The sequence below is a fragment of the Nocardia sp. NBC_01499 genome, assembly GCF_045040275.1.
In the GTDB taxonomy this organism is placed as follows: domain Bacteria; phylum Actinomycetota; class Actinomycetes; order Mycobacteriales; family Mycobacteriaceae; genus Nocardia.
The window spans coordinates 1,047,566-1,067,623 of the sequence record NZ_CP109426.1; the positions used below are offsets into that span (position 1 = coordinate 1,047,566).

The following is a 20,058-nucleotide window of genomic DNA, read 5'->3' on the forward strand; positions in this document are numbered from 1 at the left end:
AGTGCGTGATTGTTTGGTGCACGGCTCGGCCCAGCCGGGCAGGCCGCGGTGCGGTCAGGAGATCTTGCGGCGGTAAGTGAGCATCGCGAAGAAGTACGCGACGACGAGGATGCCGACGCACCAGGCGAGCGCGATCCAGAGGTCGCTACCGACCGGTTGCTGGGTGAACAGGTCGCGGATGGCGTTGACGATGTAGGTCACCGGCTGGTTCTCGGCGAAGGCGCGCACCGGGGCTGGCATGGAGCCGGTTGGCACGAAGGCGGAGCTGATGAACGGCAGGAAGATCAGCGGGTAGGAGAACGCGCTCGCGCCGTCCGCGGTCTTCGCCGAGAGTCCGGGGATGACGGCGATCCACGTCAACGCCAGGGTGAGCAGGATCAGGAGGCCGGCGACCGCGAGCCACGCGAGCGGTCCCGCCCCGGAACGAAAACCCATGATCAGTGCGACGAGCACGACGACCACGATCGAGATCAGATTGGCGACCAGCGAGGTCAGCACGTGCGCCCACAGCACCGACGACCGGGCGATCGGCATGGACTGGAATCGCTCGAAGATGCCGCGCTGCATATCCAGGAAGAGCCGGAATGCGGTGTAGGAGATGCCAGAAGCGATGGTGATGATCAGAATCCCGGGCAACAGGTAGGTCACATATGAATCCGACCCGGTGTTGATCGCGCCGCCGAGCACGTAGACGAACAGCAGCATGAACGCGATCGGCATGATCGTGGTCGTGATGATGGTGTCCATGCTGCGCGTGATGTGGCGCAGGGATCGGCCGAGCAAGGTGGCGGTGTCGCCGAAGAAGTGAGTGGTCATCATTGTTCCTTACTCGTCAGCGCTTCGTCACCGACGAGGGCGAGGAAGACATCCTCGAGGGTCGGCTGCTTCTCGACGTATTCGACCTTGGCGGGCGGGAGGAGTTGTTTGAGCTCGGCGAGGGTGCCGTTCACGATGATTCGGCCCTGGTGCAGGATCGCGATCCGGTCGGCGAGCTGTTCGGCCTCGTCCAGATACTGCGTCGTGAGCAGCACCGTCGTGCCGTGCCCGGCGAGTTCCTTGACCGCCTGCCACACCTCGAGGCGCGCCTGGGGGTCGAGCCCGGTCGTCGGCTCGTCCAGGAAGATGATCGGCGGATTTCCGATGAGGCTCATGGCGATATCGAGGCGGCGACGCATACCACCCGAATACGTCGACACCTTCCGCGTGGCCGCGTCGGTCAGCGAGAAGCGCGCGAGCAGATTGTCCGCGATCGCGCGCGGATTATCGAGATGCCGCAGCTTGGCGACAAGCACGAGATTCTCTCGCCCGCTGAGGATTTCGTCGACGGCGGCGAATTGCCCGGTGAGACTGAAGGATTCGCGCACATTCGCCGGTTGCGTGGCGACGTCGAACCCGTTGACAATCGCCGTCCCCGCATCCGCTTTGAGCAGCGTCGACAGGATTCGGACGACCGTCGTCTTGCCCGCCCCGTTCGACCCGAGCAAGGCGAAGATGCTGCCCCGCTCCACCCCGAAGTCAACGCCCCGCAACACCTGTAGGTCTTTGTAGGACTTCTCCAGACCCTGCACATAGATCGGCGGAACTTGCTGTGCCGTCATGATCACCCCTCGACTTGCCGCTCAGTAGCTGTCTATACGTAGATGTATACGTACACACTATAGGTATAGCTATACGTACACACAAGCGGAAATCTGCGCCCGTCCATGAATCCTGGTTCCGGGCGTTTCGGTCGGCCTTTCGCGGGAGCATCCCACGCCAAAGGCGGTGGTCGGGGACTTACCGCGGGTCGTCGAGGACGCGCTCGACATGCGCGAGATAGTCGAGCAGATCCCCGATCTCGGTCAGCGGTACGCCCGCCCCGGCCAGCGTCCGGACCTGCACCAACCGCAATAGCTCGGCACGTCGGTACCGGCGCGAGCCATAGCTGTCACATTCCGGTTCGGCGACCAGCCCGCGCCGGTGATAGTGCCGCAGCATGGCCACACTGACGCCCGCGAATGCCGCCGCCCGGTCGATCGTGAACCCATTCAGCGCGGAATGCGTTGTCTCGCACGACATTTCCAGACTCCGCACTGCGGTCACCGATGCTTGCCGTGTCGTCATCGAACGGCCTACTCAGTCTTTCCGGCGTGGTCTCCGGCGGCGCGGTCGATGGCGTCGGTCAGCCGCTTCCGTTCGCGGTTTTTCCACGAATCCTCTTGGTAGTTCCGGGCGAACGCCTCGATGAACTCCACCGGGTCGTCCCCGACGACCTCGCGGATCGGGGTTCGATCCGCCGCGCTCTGCTCGAACAGGTCGATGAGGTCCTCGAAAATCGCAATGCCGCCGCCGGGCCCGAGGATCATCAAATACCGCTCGAGCGCATCGACCGATGTGCGATAGCTTTCGGGAAGCTCTTTCGTGCGCGCCTTGTACTGCCGCCACCGCCGCTTCTCACCGAGATCGCCGATCACCTTTTCGATGAACATGGTCAACTGCCTCCTTCACGAAGTTGTTCGAGCCGTTCGGAGAGGAAGCCCCAGGTCCGCCAGAACTCGTCGAGATATTCCCGCCCCTGCGCGTTGAGGGAATACACCTTGCGCGGCGGGCCCTTCTCCGACGCGATCTTCGCCACGTCGACCAGGTCTCGTTTCTCGATCCTGACGAGCAGGGCGTAGATGGTGCCCTCGGCGATGTCGGCGAATCCCTGCTCCCGCAGCCACGCTGTGATCTCGTAGCCGTACGCGGGCCGCACGGACAAGATCGCCAGGACGATGCCCTCCAACGTGCCTTTGAGCATCTCCGTTATCTGCTTGCCCACGGATCACCTCCCCTTACTATTCAGTGTTACTTACTACCGCTAGATAGTAACACTGAATAGCGGTGACGCAAGGTCACCGAAGGCGGCAAAGATGACCGGCACGCAGCGGCGGGCCAGCACACTGGAGTCCGATGTCAGGACGGGCAGAATCCGACTACTCCAGGAAGCGGTATCCCATGCCCGGCTCGGTCAGCAGGTGCTTCGGACGCGACGGGTCGTCTTCCAGCTTGCGGCGCAGCTGGGCCAAATATATGCGCAGGTAATGGGTTTCGGACTCGTGCGAAGGGCCCCACACCTCGCGGAGCAGGTCTTGGCGGCCGACGAGTTTGCCGCGGTTACGTACCAGCATTTCGAGCATCGACCACTCGGTCGGCGTAAGGCGCACTGCCGCACCGCTTTTGGTGACTTGCTTGGCGGCAAGATCGACGGTGAAGGTCGCGGTCACCACCACCGCGTCACCGGCGCCGACCGACCCGCGCCGGACCGCGGCGCGCAGCCGGGCCAGTAGTTCGTCCATGACGAACGGTTTGGTGACGTAGTCGTCGGCACCGGCGTCCAGCGCCGCCACCTTGTCCGCCGAGTCGGTACGCGCGGACAGCACGATGACCGGTACGGAGGTCCAGCCGCGTAGCCCGGCCAGTACGTCGATGCCGGACATGTCGGGCAGGCCGAGGTCGAGGATCACCGCATTGATCTTCTTGTCGGTGGCGATGCGGAGCGCTTCGGCCCCGGTGGCCGCCGTGAGCACGTGGTAGCCGCGCACGGTCAGGTTGATGCGCAACGCGCGCACGAGCTGTGGTTCGTCGTCGACCACCAGCACCTTGGTTGGCGGTGCTTCCGATGTCTTGTTCGTCATCACGTGCCCTGCGATCGGGGTCGACACGCGTACCCGGCCGTCGCACGGTGGCGCCGGGTCGATGTCGGTCAGTTCAATTGTCATGTCGGACTTTTCGATTCACTCTCGCCGAGCATGGGGTCCGTCTTGCCGTGTCACGATCTCGTCGTGCCACGCGTCGTCCTCGTCACTGCCGTACCGCGCGCCGACAGCGCGAATCAGCAACGCGCAGCACACGAATCCGGCAAGGACGGCAACCGTGACTATCGACATGGCGATCCCCTCTCCGATGGATGAAGCGCCGGTCGCGCTGAGGGTTCCCCGCCTGGCCGGTCGTGACTTTTCTACCTCCCGATCCAGCACTGAACTCGATCTTTACGGTGTGTTGACCACTCGCCCAACTACTTTGACGGCATTCTTTCAGCCGAATTTGTAAGTGAAGTGTCAATCATCATCCGTGGGGCGCTAAGGACTCGTAAAGGTGTCGGCGGCCTGCTCGTGTGGCCGCTGTACTCAGCCTGGCGCGCTCGATTGAGGGGCGCGATACGGAGGTTAGGCACACATGTCTGTCGTTGTGTTCACGGTGCTCACCGTGGCAATTTTCGCACTGCTCGGTCTGATTCAGCGGGGGGTGGAGAAGCTGTGATCGCGAACCTGATCGGTTTGGTTCTCGCCATCTCCGTCGCGATTTACATGGTCGCGGCGCTGCTTTTCCCCGAGAGGTTCTAGGTGAACACGACCACAGCGGGGATCGCCTTTATCGCGTCCCTGATCATCGCGCTTGCCCTGGTGCATGTGCCCTTGGGCGACTACATGTTCCGGGTCTACAACAACACCAAACACTCCCGTGCCGAACGCGTCCTCTACAAGGCCATCGGCGTGCAACCCGAGGTCGAGCAGACCTGGGGTGTGTATGCCCGCAGTGTGCTGGCCTTCTCCGGAGTCAGCATTCTGTTCCTGTTCTTCCTGCAACTGGTCCAGGGCAAGCTGCCACTGCATTTGAACAATCCCGGCACCGAGATGACCCCGGCGCTGGCCTGGAACACCGCGGTCAGCTTCGTCACGAATACGAACTGGCAGAACTACTCCGGTGAATCCACCCAGGGCCACCTGGTGCAGATGGCCGGACTCGCGGTGCAGAACTTCGTCTCCGCCGCCGTCGGCATGGCCGTCGCGGTCGCGCTGGTCCGCGGGTTCGCTCGCCGCCACACCGGCGATCTCGGCAACTTCTGGGTGGACCTGGTGAGGGGTACCATCCGCATCCTGTTGCCGATCGCGTTCCTCTTCGCGATCGTGTTGGTCGCCGGTGGTGTGATCCAGAACTTCCACCTGCACGACCAGGTCGCGCAGACGTTGAACGGCACCGAGCAGACCATTACCGGCGGGCCGGTGGCCAGCCAGGAGGTCATCAAGGAACTCGGCACCAACGGCGGCGGTTTCTACAACGCGAACTCTTCGCACCCGTTCGAGAACCCGACCACCTGGACCAACTGGCTCGAGATCTTCCTGATCCTGGTGATCAGCTTCTCGCTGCCGCGCACCTTCGGCCGGATGGTCGGCAGCAAGAAGCAGGGCGTTGCCATCGCCGCGGTGATGGGCACCATCGCGATCATCAGCATCGCGTTGAGCAACGTTTTCCAGCTCGCTCACCACGGCACGGTGCCGACCGCGATCGGTGCGTCCATGGAGGGTGTCGAAACCCGTTTCGGCGTAGCCGATTCCGCGACCTTCTCCGGCGCGACCACGCTGACCTCGACCGGTGCGGTGGACTCGTTCCACGATTCCTACACCAGCCTCGGCGGCATGATGACGATGTTCAACATGCAACTGGGCGAAGTCGCGCCCGGCGGAACGGGTTCCGGGCTTTACGGCATGCTCATCCTCGCGGTGATCACCGTCTTCGTCGCGGGCCTGATGGTCGGGCGCACACCGGAATACCTCGGCAAGAAGATCACCCCACGCGAAATCAAGCTCGCCGCTTCCTATTTCCTGGTCAGCCCGCTGATCGTGTTGATAGGCACCGCGATTGCGATGGCGATGCCCGGTCAACGGGCGGCAATGGCGAACTCCGGGCCGCACGGGCTCTCGGAAGTGTTGTACGCCTTCACTTCCGCGGCGAACAACAATGGCTCCGCGTTCGCGGGTCTGTCCGGCAATACCGAGTGGTACAACACCGCACTGGGGCTGGCCATGGTCTTCGGCCGGTTCCTGCCGATCATCTTCGTGCTCGCGCTCGCCGGTTCGCTGGCCAAGCAGGGCAATACCCCCGAGTCGATCGGCACGCTGCCGACGCACCGGCCGCAGTTCATCGGCATGGTCGTCGGCACCACCGTGATCCTGGTCGCACTCACCTTCCTGCCCGCACTCGCGCTCGGGCCGCTCGCTGAAGGAATCCACTGAAATGACCAGTCCCACTACCGAAATCACTGTTCCGGACGAATTCAACGAATCCAAGCGGCAGCTCGAACACAAGGGTGGCCGGGTGCCGACCGGCGTGCTCGACCCGAAAATGCTGCTGACGTCGCTGCCCAGCGCGGTGCGCAAGCTGGATCCGCGCACCATGTGGCGCAATCCGGTGATGTTCATCGTCGAACTCGGCGCCGTCTGGTCGACCGTGCTCGCGATCGCCGACCCCACCTTCTTCGCCTGGGCGATCGTCGTATGGCTCTGGCTCACTGCCATTTTCGCCAACCTCGCCGAAGCCGTCGCCGAAGGGCGTGGCAAAGCCCAAGCCGACACCCTGCGTAAAGCCAAGACCGACACCGTCGCCCGACGACTGGTCGAATGGACGCCTGGCGGGCGGGTCATCGAAGAGCGGGTCGCCGCTCCCGAACTGCAGCGCGGCGATCATGTGGTCGTGGAAGCGGGGCAGGTTGTTCCCGGCGATGGCGATGTCGTGGAAGGCATTGCGTCGGTGGATGAATCGGCGATCACCGGTGAATCCGCGCCGGTGATCCGGGAATCCGGCGGTGACCGTTCCGCGGTAACCGGCGGCACCACCGTGCTGTCGGACCGGATCGTCGTCAAGATCACCCAGGAACCCGGCAAGAGCTTCATCGACAAGATGATCGCCCTCGTAGAAGGCGCGAGCAGGCAGAAAACGCCCAACGAGATCGCGCTCAACATCCTGCTCGCCTCGCTCACGATCATCTTCGTGTTCGCAGTGGTCACCCTGCAACCATTGGCGATCTTCTCCAAGGCAAACAACCCCGGCGTGCCGGACACCTCCGCGCTCGATATCAACGGCGTGACCGGCATCGTGATGGTCTCCCTGCTGGTCTGCCTCATCCCGACCACCATCGGCGCGCTGCTCTCGGCCATCGGTATCGCGGGCATGGACCGCCTCGTACAGCGCAACGTGCTCGCCATGTCCGGGCGCGCGGTCGAGGCCGCGGGCGACGTGAACACACTGCTGCTCGACAAGACCGGCACCATCACCCTCGGCAACCGCCAAGCCTCGGAATTCGTTCCGATACCCGGGGTGACCGAACAGGAATTGGCTGACGCCGCACAGCTTTCCAGCCTTGCCGACGAGACCCCGGAAGGCCGCTCCATCGTGGTGTACGCCAAGCAGGCGTACGGATTGCGGGAGCGGACGCCGGGTGCGCTCACACTCGCGACCTGGATCGAATTCACCGCCCAGACCCGAATGTCCGGTGTGGACGTGGACGGCCGCCAGTTACGCAAGGGTGCGGCCAGCGCGGTCACCGAATGGGTTCGCGCACAAGGTGGTTCGGTGCCCGCCGAGCTGGGAGCCGCAGTTGACGGCATTTCCGCGTCGGGCGGCACCCCGCTGGTCGTCGGTGAAGTCAGGGACGGCACCGCCCGGCTGCTCGGCGTCATCCACCTCAAAGACGTTGTCAAGCAAGGCATGCGGGAGCGCTTCGACGAGATGCGCAGGATGGGCATCCGCACCGTCATGATCACCGGCGACAATCCGTTGACCGCCAAGGCAATCGCCGACGAAGCAGGTGTCGACGACTTCCTCGCCGAAGCAACCCCGGAAGACAAACTGGCACTGATCAAGAAGGAACAAGCCGGTGGCCGACTCGTCGCGATGACCGGTGACGGCACCAACGACGCACCGGCGCTGGCCCAGGCCGACGTGGGCGTGGCCATGAACACCGGCACCTCGGCAGCCAAAGAGGCCGGCAACATGGTCGACCTGGATTCCGATCCGACCAAGCTCATCGAGATCGTCGAGATCGGCAAGCAGCTACTCATCACCCGCGGCGCGCTGACCACGTTCTCCATCGCCAACGATATCGCCAAGTACTTCGCGATCATTCCCGCGATGTTCGTGGCCTTGTTCCCCGGCCTGGGTGCGGTCAACGTGATGCGACTGCACAGCCCGCAGTCAGCGATCCTTTCGGCGGTCATCTTCAACGCGATCGTCATCATCGCGCTGATCCCGCTGGCCTTGCGCGGCGTGAACTACACACCCTCCAACGCGTCGAAACTGTTGAGCCGCAACCTGTTGATCTACGGCCTCGGCGGCATCATCGCGCCGTTCATCGGCATCAAGATCATCGACCTCATCATCCAATTCCTCCCCGGGATGTCCTGACATGCAGTTTTCAACCTGGATCCGGCAGCACCTCGCCGCACTGCGCGCACTGCTCGTGCTCACCGCGATCACCGGAATCATCTATCCCCTAGCCGTTTTCGCGGTGGCCCAGGTACCGGGCCTGCACGACAAGGCGGAGGGCTCGCTCATCACCGTGGACGGAAAGACGGTGGGCTCCAAGCTCATCGGACAGTCCTTCACCGACAAAGACGGCAACGCGCTGGTGCAGTACTTCCAGAGCCGCCCGTCCGCGGCGGGGACCAACGGCTATGACCCGACCGCGACCGCCGCGAGCAACCTCGGCCCGGAAAGCATCGTGGACACCCTGGACGCCGACCCCACGAAGGTCAAGCTCAGTCTGCTGTCCACCGTCTGCGCGCGCAGCAAGGCGATCGGCGACCGTGAAGGGGTCGACGGCGCCCGCCCGTTCTGCACCAAAGACGGTGTCGGCGCAGTGCTCTCGGTGATCGGCCCACGCACCGCCAAGGGCGAGGTCGCCCACCCGATACAGGTGGTGAGCGTCAACGAGGCGTGCCCCACCGTGCCCTTCATCTCCGCGTACGAGGGCGTCAAGGTCGAATGCGCCAGGCCGGGTGCGGACTACTCGGCGGGCCTGATCGTCCCGATCTTCGGCGACGCCTCCGTCGACACGCCCGTCCCGACCGATGCGATCACGTCCAGCGGCAGCGGACTCGATCCGCACATCTCCCCCCGCTACGCGGACATCCAGGTAGCTCGCATCGCCAAGGCCCGCAACATCTCCGAGAACCAGGTCCGCGACCTCGTGGATGCCAACACGTCGAGCCGAACACTCGGCTTCCTCGGCGAACCCACCGTCAACGTGCTGCGGCTGAACATCGACCTCGACAGCCGCTACCCGTTCCGCGGCTAGCCATCCGCCAGAGGAGAACGTAAGGAGCCGTTAGGAATTCATCGGCTCCACGGCAAGGCGACTGTCATCGTGAGTCCGCCGCCGGGAGTTGTTTCGGGAATGATGGTGCCGCCCATGGCTTCGGTGAGTCCGCGGACGAGCGCGAGGCCGAGCCCGACGCCGTCCGCATTGCGCCGATCGCCCAGGCGCTGGAACGGAAGGAATGCTCGTTCCCGATCGGCTTCCGGGATGCCGGGACCGTGGTCGACCACCTGGATCCACATCCGATCCTGGTGCGCTGTCGCGGTGATCTCCGGTGGCCGATCGGGCGGGCTGTAGCGCAGCGCGTTGCCGATCAGGTTCACCAGTACGCGTTCGAGCAGCGCGGGATCAGTTCGGACAGCAGGCAAGTCGTCGGGGACGTGTAGTTCGAGCACGTCGCCAGCGGTGCCGAGATCCGCGATCACCCCGGGCAGTACTTCCTCGATCCCGATTTCCTTCAGGTGCACGCCCAGTGCGCCCGCTTGCAGTCGGCTCATGTCCAGCAGGTTCACCACCAGCCGGTTCAGTCGGTCCAATGATTCTTGCGCGGTGGCGAGCAGGCTGTCGCGGTCCTCGGCGCTGAACTCCACCTCGGTGCCGCGCAGGCCGGCCACCGCGGCCATCGCGGCGGCGAGCGGGGTCCGCAGATCGTGGCTGACCGCGGACAGCAGGGCGGTGCGCATGCGGTCGACCTCGGCCAGCGGGGCGAGCGCGGCGGCCTGTTCGACGAGGCGCTGCTGATGCAGTGCGACCGCGGTCTGGGCGGCGAAGGCCGCGACGATCCGCTGTTCGGCGGCGAGCAGTTGGCGCCCGCGCAACACGAGGGTGAGGTTGTCGTCGGCGGGCACGTCCACATCGCCCTCGTCGGGTGCGCGGCTCGGCCTTTCGCCGGTGGTCGCCACGATCCGCCAGTTGTCCGGATCATGTTGCAGGTCAGGCTCATCGGCGGCATCGGGGTGGCGTTCGAGCAGGGTCACGCTGTCCATGGCGAAGGTCTCGCGCAGTCTGTCCAGCAACGCGGGTAGGGCGGAGTCACCGCGCAGCACGCTGCCCGCGAGGGTGGACAGGGTGTCGGACTCGGCCCGCGCCACTGCCGCGTCGGCGGTCCGCCGTGCGGCGATCTCGACCACCGTGCTCACCGCGACCGCCACGATCAGAAACACCGCCAGCGCCAACAGGTTCTGTCCATCGGCGACGGCGAAGCTGCGGATCGGCGGCGAGAAGAAGTAGTCGAGGAACAGGAAGCCGGCCACCGCGGCGACCACCGCCGGATACAACCCGCCGATCAGGGCGACGGCGATGACCGTGCCGAGGACGAGCACAATGTCGATGCTCAAGCTCGTATCGCGGCCGACGGGCACGAGCACGGCGAACAACAGCGGTAAGCCCAGTGCCGCGACCACGAACCCGCTCACCCGGCGACGCAGGCTGAGCACGGACGTGCCGGATCGCGGGCGGCGTGGTTTCGCGGTCGCCTCGTGGTGCACCAGGTGCACGTCGATGGGGCCGGACAGCGCGCTGATCGACCGGCCGACACCGGTCGAAAGCCGCGCCGCGATCGGCCCGCGCCTGCTCGCACCGATCACCAGCTGGGTCGCGTTCGCCCCGCGCGCGAAATCTAGTACGGCAGTGGCGATGTCGTTGCCTATCACCTGGTGATAGGTGCCGCCCATGTCTTCCACCAGGGCCCGCTGCCTGATCAGGTGGTCGGGCGCGGCGGCGATGAGGCCGTCGCTGCGCGCCACGTGCACGGCGACGAGTTCGGCGCCGGTGGTGCGCTCGGCGATGCGGGCCGCCCTGCGCAGGATCGTCTCGCCCTCCGGGCCGCCGGTCAGCGCGACGACGATGCGTTCGCGGGCCTCCCAGGTGCGGGTGATGCCGTTCTCGTGCCGATACCGGTCGAGCTGGTCGTCGACCTTGTCGGCAACCCACAGCAGGGCCAGCTCACGCAATGCGGTGAGGTTGCCCGTGCGGAAATAGTTCCCCAGCGCCGAGTCGACCATGTCGGGCGCGTAGATGTTGCCGTGAGCCATTCTGCGGCGCAACGCTTCTGGGGTCATGTCCACCAGTTCGACCTGCTCGGCGGCTCGCACGACCACATCGGGCAGGGTCTCGCGCTGCACCACTCCGGTGATCTGGGTGATCACATCGTTGAGCGATTCGAGATGCTGGATGTTGACGGTGCTGAGCACGGTGATCCCGGCCTCGAGGAGTTCGGCGACGTCCTGCCAGCGTTTGCCGTTGCGGCAACCGGGCACGTTGGTGTGCGCGAGTTCGTCGACCACCACGACCTGAGGTTTTCGAGTCAGGATCGCGTCGAGATCCAGCTCGGTGAACTCGGTCCCCCGATGACTCACCGTCCTTCGGGGGACGAGTTCAAGACCATCCAGCAAATCCGCGGTGTGTCGCCGATTGTGCGTCTCGACCAGCCCGAGCACCACATCGGTCCCGCGACCGAAACGGCGATGAGCCTCCTCCAACGCCCGGTAGGTCTTGCCTACACCAGGTGCGCATCCGAGGTAGATCCGGAGTTCGCCGCGCTTCACCCGCTCCATTGTCGGCCGGTTATCGGGACAGCGCATCCGCCGGTGACGGTTGACCCGACAGTTGCGCGGGCCGTGACCGTGGCTAGGTTGCGTATCGTGCCGATACCTCGCCTGCGACGATTTCTGGCGTCGGAGACGACACCGGGCGTGCTGTTGGTCGCGGCCACCGTGGTGGCGTTGCTGTGGGTGAACAGTCCGGCCGGTGGCGCGTACAGCGGGCTGTGGGGAACGGTTGTCGGGCCCTCTTCGCTCGGTCTGGATCTGGATCTGCGGCACTGGATAAACGACGCGGTGATGACGGTGTTCTTCTTCGTTATCGGGCTCGAGCTCAAACAAGAGTTGGTCAGCGGTGAACTCGCCGACCAACGCGCCGCGGTGCTGCCGATACTTGCCGCGATCGGTGGGGCGGTCGTGCCCGCCGGCGTTTTTCTCGCCCTCACCTGGGGTAGCCAGGCCGCCGACGGCTGGGGTGTGCCGATGGCCACCGATCCGGCGTTCACCGTTGGCATCCTTGCGCTGGTCGCCCGCCGGGTGCCCGGCACGGTCCGACTGCTCCTGCTCGCGATCGCCACCGTGGACGATGTCCTCGCGGTGATCGTGATCGCCATCGGCTACAGCCGTCACCTTTCGGCGGTCTGGCTCGGCCTCGCCGGCTGCGGCTGCCTGTTCGCGGTGGCAATGAAACGGTGTGGGGTGCAAGCGATCTGGCCGTATCTGCCGGTTGCCGTCGGAGTCTGGTACGCCACCATGCACTCCGGCGTGCACGCCACCCTGGCCGGGGTCGTCTTGGCACTGCTCACTCCCGCGGGCACCACCGGCGGCCGCGACGTCATCATGGTCCTGCTGCGACGGCTCGGCCCGGTCAGCGCGTTCGCCGCGGTACCAGCCTTCGCTGTGGCCAACACCGGCATCCGCGTATCGGCCGACTCCATCGCCGCCGCCTTTACCGACCGTGTCACCTGGGCAGTGCTGGCCGGACTGCTGCTCGGTAAGTTCCTCGGCATCACCGGTGCCATCACCCTCGCCACCCGCGGCGGCCTCGGCCGCCTCCCCGCCGAGGTGACCGCACGTCATGTCACCGGACTCGGCCTACTCGGCGCGCTCGGATTCACCGTGGCCCTGTTCATCACCGAAATCGCCTACACCGACCCGGCACTGATAGACCACGCCAAGATCGGCATCCTCACCGCCGCACTCATCGCCGCCGCGGTCGCCGCGCCCCTCCTCGGCTGGCGGAATCGCCACTCTGGCCAGCGGCGCGGCTGAACACAGTGACTCGACGCCGCCCCCACACCGACCTGCCGCCGCCCGCTAGGTGAAACGAGCGTTCTTGTTTAAACTGCGATGATGCCGAGGATCAGCGAGGAACTCTGGGCGCAACGGCGCCGACATGTGCTGACCAGTGCATGGTCCTGCTTCTCGCGCAACGGTTTTCACGCGACCTCGATGGATCAGATCGTCACGGCGTCCGGGTTGTCCACCAGCGCCGTCTACCGGTACTTCCCCAGCAAGGACGAGCTGATCGACGCGACGGCCGACGAGGCGCTCGCCCTCATCGGCGGCCTGTTCGAGGAGTTGCTGGCGACCCAGCCGACGCCGAGTCCAGATCAGACCGTCACCGCGCTGGTCGCCGCTTTGCATCGGCGGGGTGAGCACGAAGACTATGACCTGTCGCAACTCGCCATGCAGGCGTGGACCGAGGCCCTGCGCCGCCCGCACCTGCACGAGTTGGTGCGCGACTACTACCGCTCCACCCATGCGAACTTCGCCGAATTGGCCCGGCGGTGGCGGGCCGACGGGCACATCGCCGCCACCGCCGACACCGCCGCCATCGCCACACTGCTGACCACCCTGATGCCCGGCCTGATCGTGGTCGAACACCTCGGCGACGGCATCTCCGCCCAACAACTCATCGCCGGTATCACCGGGCTGACCAGCACCCGCTGAACGTCGATTCGACTGTGCCGCTACGGTTCTGGACGGATTAGCTCGACACGCGGTGGCCAGTCGACTTCCGCGCCGAGTAGTCCGCGTCGACTTCGGCAGAGGTCAACGACACCCCGCCGTTTTCTACCCGGCTCCCGCCGATGTCATTGTGAGCTTCGCTGCGGCGCTGAGGGATTGGGATCCCGATTACACGGTCGAGGTCGAACCGGTCGAGTGACTGGAGGGGGCTCAGCGGAGTTCGGAGCGAGGATTGCCGAAGGGGGAACTGTGTTCGAATGATGTTGTGGGGCCGGCGGCGGTCAGCGCGTTGCGGTAGACGCGTAGCGCCCGCAGGCGACGGACGGACGCGGAGACTTCGGTGAGCGCCCGCACGGCCTCTTCGGCGATCGGCACTGCCGCCTCGGGATCGCCGCTGTCGAGAAGGACCTCGGCCAGCCGGGCCAGGGCCCATCCCTCCTGATGCCGACGACCGTCCTGGCGGGACACGGCGAGCGCTTGCTCGCACAGCGCGCGGCCGGTCGCTGTATCACCGAGACGTGTTGTCGCATATCCCAGTTCGTGCAACGCCAGTGATTCGAGGCGAAGGCTGCCGACCAGTCGCGCGATGGACAGGGCTTGTTCGGCGGCTTCGGTGGCCTCGGGCCAGCGTTGCGCGTCACAGTAGCTACGCGCGATCGTCGCCCAGCTCATCCCCTCGCTCCATCGGTTGCCGACCCCGCGGGCAAGTTCGATGGCGCGCCGGAAGTGCGCCACCGCGAGATCGACATTCTCCTGGTAGGCCATTGCCGTGCCGAACATCTGCTCGGCGATCAGGGCGCCGGGCAGATCGCCTGCATCCCGCAGTACCGCACCGGCAACGAGCAAGGTCCGCGCGGCACTCACATCTCCCGTACCGACCAGCCTGGCGATCGCGGCGGCCACCTGCGCACGGGCCATGGTTCGCCGATCGCCGTCGTCCTCGGCGGCACGGCTCAACGCGTCGAGCGCATGCGCCACCTGTGGCAGGTGCTCGCCCGCGTCGCCACCCACCGCGAGGCACAGCGCGAGATCGACTGCGAGCGTGCGGGTTCGGGCGTCCCGGTGATCGGCTATCTGTCGATATAGCGCGACAAGCCCGCATCGTTCGGCCATCGCCCATGCGGCGCACTGTCGTTCGTCGGCGAACCGTGATCCCACCGCGCCGGTGGTGGCCCAGAAGTCTGTTCCCACGCCCGAATCACGCAGTTCCACAATATTTTTCGCGGTGGCAAGGCAGAAGTCGATGAGCCTGCGCAGCGCCTGCGGCCATTCCCGCTTCCGTTCCGGATCGGCCACCTCGCGAGCGAACACGCGCACTAGGTCGTGATACCGATAGCGGCCTCGTTCCACGGTCCGCATCATGCCAAGGTCCACCAGGGTCTCGCAGAGTTGTTCGGCCTCGGCTCGGTTTCGGTCGAGCAGAGCGGCAACGGCCTCGAGTGACACATCCGGTGCGTCGGAGAACGCGACGAGGACGAAGGCGCGCGCGAGCTCGGGCGAAAGCAGCCGGTAGCTCTCCCGGAACACCGATTCCACGCTGACGTTGCCGACCGTGAGTTCGGCTAGTCGCCTGCGCTCGTCGGTCAAGCGGTCAGCGACCGCGGCAAGTCGCCAGCCGGGTCTGCTCGCCAGACGTGCCCCGATGATGCGCAGGGAGATCGGTAGGTGACCGCACGCGCGCAGGATCTCCTGGGCCGCAACAGGTTCCTCGGCCAACCGTTGCGCCGGCACCAGCCGCTGCAGCAGCGCCCACGCCTCGTCGGCGGTGAGCACGTCCAGCGGGACCAGGCGCGCGCCGAACAGTTCCGCCAGATTCGAGCGACTGGTGATCAGCGCCGCCGCCGCGCCCGCGCCGGGCAGCAACGGGGTGAGCTGGTCGACGTCGCGCGCGTTGTCCAGTACCAGCAGCATCCTCTTGTCCGCTATCCTGGTGCGCCACAGGTCCATTCGCTCCTGCAGATCCGACGGCAGTTCGCCGGGCCTGACGCCGATCGAACGCAACGCGGTCGCCAGCAGCGTCTCGGCTGATCGTGGATGCTCGTCCAGGCCGCCGAGGTCGAGATACAGCAGGCCGTCCGGATAGTGTTCGCGTACGCGATGCGCGAGATGTACGGCGAGCGTCGTCTTTCCGATACCACCCATACCGATGATCGCGACCACCGGCCGAGGCTCGGCGGCCTCGAGCACATCGGTCAACTCGTATACCAGGTCCGCGCGTCCGACGAAATCGGCAAGGTCGGGAGGCAGCCGCACCGGGACCTGCGCCGGACGGAAATCCGATGGGACAGAAGTTGATTCGTTCGTCACACCGGACGCCAACGGTTCGGCCGACAGAATCTGCTGATGCAGTCGGGCAATCCCGGGACTTGGTTCGAGACCCAATTCGCCGGTAAGCACGCGGCGCGCGTTGCGATACACGTCGAGCGCTTCGACCCTGCGCCCGTTACGGTACAGCGCGATCATGAGCAGTTCGTGCCATCGCTCGCTGTAGGGTTCGGCCGCGACGAGCGCCCGCAACTCCGTCACGGCCGCCGAATACCGGCCGAGATCCAGCGCGACGGAGATCGCGGCCTCACGCAATGCCGAACGCAGCCCGGACATCCGGATGCGCTCCTGCTCCGCCCACGGTCCGGGCAGGCCTACCATGGGGTCGCCTCGCCACAGGTTCCTGGCTGCCGCCAGTTTGGCGTCCGCCCGATCCGGCGCGCCCGATCGGCGGTCGGCCTCGGCCGCCCGCATGAGCCCCTCGACGTCGACGGCATCGAACTCCACCGGCAGGGTCAGCCGATACCCACCCCGGGGCGAGTCGAGCCACGCAGACCCGGCGCCCGCACCGCCGTGCGCATCGAACTGCCGACGTATGGCGAAGATATGGTTGCGCAGTGCACTGACCGCCGATCTCGGGGGATTGTCGGACCACAGGCCTGCGATCAGCTGCGCAGTCGACAGGGTGCGCCCTGGCTCGGCCGCGAGCATGGCCGTCACCGTAAGCAACTGCGGCGCAACGATATCCAGTCGACCGTCCCCCCGCCACACCTGCATCGGCCCGAGCATCAACAATCTGAGTGGCCCGGGCCCCGCCCGATTCATCCCCGGGTTTTGTCGTGTCAACTAATTCCCTCAACATTCGCAGCGGACCGCAGTGCTGACGCGCCGTAGACCTTCGTCCTACCCGTAAGTAAATCAATTGCCTTCCAGTAAATCAGATCAGCGAGGTCGGTGTATGACATCGAGCGGGATTGGCCGGGTCAGTGCTCCCCCGCTCCAGTGAACCCGCGCGACGGTGGGATTCAGCGCTGGCGCTCGGTTCCGCACCGCGGCGACGCCGAGAAGTGTCAATTCGGGGTCATCCCAGCGTCACCGAGGCGATCGGGATGGACGCCGCACACCCCGCCGACGTGCACGGCACGGATATCGAGGCGTCATATTGTCATTAGGTCACCGGCCGAATGCCGCGAATGTCCGCCAATTCCGTGGCACAACAACTACTTTCGAATCGTATCGTCATTGCTATCGAAGGCGTTCAAAGATGTGGTTCGAGGTACTGGGACCAGTCCGGGCCTGGCGGGACACGGCCGAAGTCGACCTCGGGTCGCCGCAGCAGCGGGCGGTGCTCGCGATGCTGCTGCTCGGCGAGGGTCGGCCAGTGAGCGTCGACCGTCTGGTGGACGGACTATGGCGAGACGCACCGCCTCGGCACGCGGCGCAGGTGGCGCGGACCTACGTCTCGCGACTGCGCAAGATCCTCAATATGGCGGACCCACTGCTGTTCACCGAGGTCAACGGCTATGCGCTGCGACCGGCCGATGGCTCGTTCGACCTGCCCATCTTCGAGACCGCCCTCCGGGCGGCGGACGAGGCACAGACCGGCGGCGATCTCGCGCGCGCCGACCGGGTGCTCGGCGAGGCCCTTGCCCTCTGGCATGGTGAGCCGCTGGCCGGTATCACCGCGCCGTGGGCCGAAACGCCGCGCACCCGCCTCGTCGAAAAGCGACTGACGATCCGGGAGGCGCGCTGCCGGATCGGCTTGGAATTGGGCCGCCACACCCAGGAAGTGGCGGAATTGATGGAGCTGTGCCGAGAGCATCCCTATCGAGAACGGTTGCGCGAGTTGCTGATGCTGGCGTTGCACCGGTGCGGCCGCACCGCGGAGGCGCTCGGCGTCTATGCCAACGCTCGCAAACTGTTCGCCGATGAATTGGGTATCGCGCCAGGCCATGAGCTGTCCACCCTGCACGATCGGATTCTGCGCGACGATTCCGCCCTGCTCATGAGCGTCGGAGTCGAGCGCGGCGTTACCCGGATCCCGGCCCAGTTACCAGCCCGCGCAAGGGATTTCACCGGGCGCTCGGAGGCCGTGGCGGCGCTGCTCGCGGCCGTCGCCGATAGTGGCGCCGCCGTGGTGTCCGGGATGGGCGGAGTCGGGAAGACCGCCCTCACCGTGCACGTCGCACAACGGGTGACGACCGAATTCGACGGCGGGCAGCTGTATGCGAATCTCCGTGGTGCGGCCGCGGATCCGGCCGACCCGGCGAATGTGCTCGCGGCGTTCCTCACCGCGCTCGGTGTGGCCGAGGTGGCGATTCCGCGCGGTCTGGTCGAACGGGCCACCCTGTACCGGTCGATGCTCGCGGGTCAACGGGTGATGGTGGTACTGGACGACGCGCACGATGCCGCGCAGGTGCACCCCCTGCTGCCCGGCTCCCCCGACTGCGCGGTGCTGGTCACCAGCCGTGCCCGCAGGATCGTTATCGACGGCGCACACCATCTGCATCTGGATGTCATGCGGCCGGACGAGGCGGTGGCATTGCTGCGCGCGGTGGTCGGCGCGCGACGGGTCGACGCGGAGTCGGCCGCGGCCAGGGAGTTGACCAATGCCTGTGGCCTGCTGCCGCTTTCGATCCGGTTGGTGGGTGCGAGGTTGGCCGCGCGCCCTGGCTGGTCGGTGTCCGATGTCGTCGCGAATCTGGTCAGCAGCCACCGGATCCCCGGTGCGGAGGTGGAGTCGGCATTCGAACTCAGCTATCGGCAACTCACCGCCGACCAGGCCAGGGCATTTCGGCTGCTTGCCGTCGCCGACAGCGCCGACTTCTCGCTGGAGGCCGCGGGCGCGATGCTGCGCATCGGCAATGTCGAGGCCGAGGATCTGCTCGAGTCGCTGGTCGACGCCAGTCTGCTGGATTCGCGGGTTTTCGGCCGGTACTACTACCACGATGTCACACGCGCGTTCGCGCATCTGCGCCTGCGCGGGGACGAGGCGCGATGCACGCTGCGGCGGCTGCTCGACTTCTACCTCGCCACCGCGTGCACGGCATTCCACCTGGCGGTACCCGGCGATCCCGTCACCGAGATCGCGATCCCGCCCGAATGCCCCGGTCTGCGGATTCCCGACCCGGCCAGCGCGCGGGCCTGGGTCACCCTGGATGCCGACAATATCCTCGCCGCCGTCTGTCAGTCCGCCGCCGCGGCCGATCGCGACTGGGACGCCGTTCGCACCGCGGTGGATCTGCTTGTCGTGCTGTGCCCCTACAACCAGGTGATTCGTTATGTCCGACTCGAACCCGCGGTGACGACGTTGTGGCGAGCGGTCGGCGCGCAGCCAGATCCGCGCGTGGTCGGGCGCATCCATTTCCTGCTGTCGATGGTGCAGCTGGGTCTTGGCCGGGCGGTGAATGCCGAAGCCTCGGCGCAGCAGTCGGTCCGCTCGTGCGAGGCGACCGGGGATGCCGTTATCTGCTGCCAGGCGCTGAACGTACTCGGCCGGATCAACCGCCGACGGCGCCGGTACGAGGAGGCGCTGCGGTACTACCGGCGATCGCTCGAACTCGCACGCACGGCGGGACACCGGTCGGTCGAGGCGATCACGATGGCCAATCTCGCCGCGGTCCTGGTTGACCGCGGCGACCCCGCCGATGCCGTGCCGATCTGTGAACAGGCACTGGCCACAGCCGCCGTCGTCGAGGACGCCAACGCCCGCGCCTACGCCCTGCACACCCTGGGAATCGCGTTGCACCGCAGCGGTCGTCATCAGGACGCCGCCGATATGCAGCAGAGGTGCCTGGAGGTCAGCGCCTTGGCCGGGCTAACCCAGTGGCAGGCGCACGCGCTGTTCCACTTGGCGAATGCGCTGGTTTCCCTTGGCCGCCCGGCCGAGGCCGCGCGGTATGCCGAACAGGCCCTGGTGCTGTGTCGTGAGCTGAGCGATCCGGTGGCCGAGGCGTACGCGCTGACCAGCATGGCCGCCGCGTTGGCTGGCACGAACGACATCCACAGCGCCCGCACCTGTCTGCGCAACGCCCACCGGATGTTCCACGATCTCGGCATGCCTGCCGCGCAGGATGCCCTGCGACGGCTGCGCGAACTGGGCGACTCCGTCGACGGTGGGAACGGCGGAGCGCCAGCGGAACTGACTGTCGAGGACTAGCCGGTCGG

At 66.0% G+C, this 20,058-nt stretch carries 16 protein-coding genes; 7 read left to right on the plus strand and 9 right to left on the minus strand.

The features are described 5' to 3' along the window. Positions 1 to 54: 54 nt before the first annotated feature. From OG203_RS04725 to OG203_RS04755, 7 genes are all read right to left on the minus strand, one after another. Positions 55 to 816 carry an ABC transporter permease gene (locus OG203_RS04725; RefSeq protein ID WP_405164424.1) on the minus strand — a complete coding sequence of 254 codons (762 nt, stop codon included), beginning with the start codon at positions 814 to 816 and terminating at the stop codon, positions 55 to 57. Continuing rightward, the gene (locus tag OG203_RS04730; RefSeq protein WP_405164425.1) at positions 816 to 1,598 is read right to left on the minus strand and encodes an ABC transporter ATP-binding protein; all 783 of its coding nucleotides are present in this window, start codon (positions 1,596 to 1,598) and stop codon (positions 816 to 818) included. Before OG203_RS04730 ends, OG203_RS04725 begins: the two co-directional genes overlap by 1 nt. Positions 1,599 to 1,776: 178 nt before the next feature. Next, positions 1,777 to 2,103, minus strand: a complete 327-nt coding sequence (locus tag OG203_RS04735) for a MerR family transcriptional regulator (protein ID WP_405164426.1) — start codon at positions 2,101 to 2,103, stop codon at positions 1,777 to 1,779. An 8-nt stretch (positions 2,104 to 2,111) separates the two neighbouring features. Next, positions 2,112 to 2,453, minus strand: a complete 342-nt coding sequence (locus OG203_RS04740) for a DUF1048 domain-containing protein (protein WP_405164427.1) — start codon at positions 2,451 to 2,453, stop codon at positions 2,112 to 2,114. A 17-nt stretch (positions 2,454 to 2,470) separates the two neighbouring features. Beyond that, the gene (locus OG203_RS04745; protein WP_405164428.1) at positions 2,471 to 2,800 is read right to left on the minus strand and encodes a PadR family transcriptional regulator; all 330 of its coding nucleotides are present in this window, start codon (positions 2,798 to 2,800) and stop codon (positions 2,471 to 2,473) included. 154 nt (positions 2,801 to 2,954) lie between these two features. Further along, complete coding sequence (locus OG203_RS04750; RefSeq protein ID WP_405167771.1) at positions 2,955 to 3,656, minus strand: response regulator; 702 nt, start codon at positions 3,654 to 3,656, stop codon at positions 2,955 to 2,957. A 99-nt stretch (positions 3,657 to 3,755) separates the two neighbouring features. Then, positions 3,756 to 3,908, minus strand: coding sequence for a hypothetical protein (locus OG203_RS04755; RefSeq protein WP_405164429.1), 153 nt, complete (start codon positions 3,906 to 3,908; stop codon positions 3,756 to 3,758). 369 nt (positions 3,909 to 4,277) lie between these two features. Between OG203_RS04755 and OG203_RS04760 the strand changes: the two genes are divergently transcribed. Genes OG203_RS04760 through OG203_RS04775 form a run of 4 tightly spaced genes read left to right on the plus strand, consistent with a single transcriptional unit; the run spans position 4,278 to position 9,094 of the window. Then, complete coding sequence (locus OG203_RS04760) at positions 4,278 to 4,364, plus strand: potassium-transporting ATPase subunit F (protein WP_357379335.1); 87 nt, start codon at positions 4,278 to 4,280, stop codon at positions 4,362 to 4,364. After that, the gene (gene kdpA, locus OG203_RS04765) at positions 4,365 to 6,035 is read left to right on the plus strand and encodes a potassium-transporting ATPase subunit KdpA (RefSeq protein ID WP_405164430.1); all 1,671 of its coding nucleotides are present in this window, start codon (positions 4,365 to 4,367) and stop codon (positions 6,033 to 6,035) included. Between the two features lies 1 nt (position 6,036). Next, positions 6,037 to 8,202, plus strand: coding sequence for a potassium-transporting ATPase subunit KdpB (gene kdpB / locus OG203_RS04770; RefSeq protein WP_405164431.1), 2,166 nt, complete (start codon positions 6,037 to 6,039; stop codon positions 8,200 to 8,202). A gap of 1 nt (position 8,203) precedes the next feature. Beyond that, positions 8,204 to 9,094 (plus strand): potassium-transporting ATPase subunit C, encoded by an 891-nt coding sequence (locus OG203_RS04775; protein WP_405164432.1) that lies wholly within the window; start codon positions 8,204 to 8,206, stop codon positions 9,092 to 9,094. Between the two features lie 38 nt (positions 9,095 to 9,132). Here OG203_RS04775 and OG203_RS04780 read toward each other — a convergent pair whose 3' ends face one another. Next, complete coding sequence (locus OG203_RS04780) at positions 9,133 to 11,670, minus strand: ATP-binding protein (protein ID WP_405164433.1); 2,538 nt, start codon at positions 11,668 to 11,670, stop codon at positions 9,133 to 9,135. Positions 11,671 to 11,757: 87 nt separating this feature from the next. Between OG203_RS04780 and nhaA the strand changes: the two genes are divergently transcribed. After that, the gene (nhaA, locus tag OG203_RS04785) at positions 11,758 to 12,927 is read left to right on the plus strand and encodes a Na+/H+ antiporter NhaA (protein WP_405164434.1); all 1,170 of its coding nucleotides are present in this window, start codon (positions 11,758 to 11,760) and stop codon (positions 12,925 to 12,927) included. Between the two features lie 81 nt (positions 12,928 to 13,008). Next, positions 13,009 to 13,608 (plus strand): TetR/AcrR family transcriptional regulator, encoded by a 600-nt coding sequence (locus OG203_RS04790; RefSeq protein WP_405164435.1) that lies wholly within the window; start codon positions 13,009 to 13,011, stop codon positions 13,606 to 13,608. A 228-nt stretch (positions 13,609 to 13,836) separates the two neighbouring features. Here the strand turns inward: OG203_RS04790 and OG203_RS04795 are convergent, their stop codons facing one another. Further along, a complete protein-coding gene (locus OG203_RS04795) occupies positions 13,837 to 16,668 on the minus strand; it encodes a BTAD domain-containing putative transcriptional regulator (RefSeq protein ID WP_405164436.1) in 2,832 nt (943 codons plus the stop codon). Between the two features lie 487 nt (positions 16,669 to 17,155). Between OG203_RS04795 and OG203_RS04800 the strand changes: the two genes are divergently transcribed. Beyond that, a complete protein-coding gene (locus OG203_RS04800) occupies positions 17,156 to 20,050 on the plus strand; it encodes a BTAD domain-containing putative transcriptional regulator (protein ID WP_405164437.1) in 2,895 nt (964 codons plus the stop codon). The last annotated feature ends 8 nt before the right edge of the window (positions 20,051 to 20,058 follow it).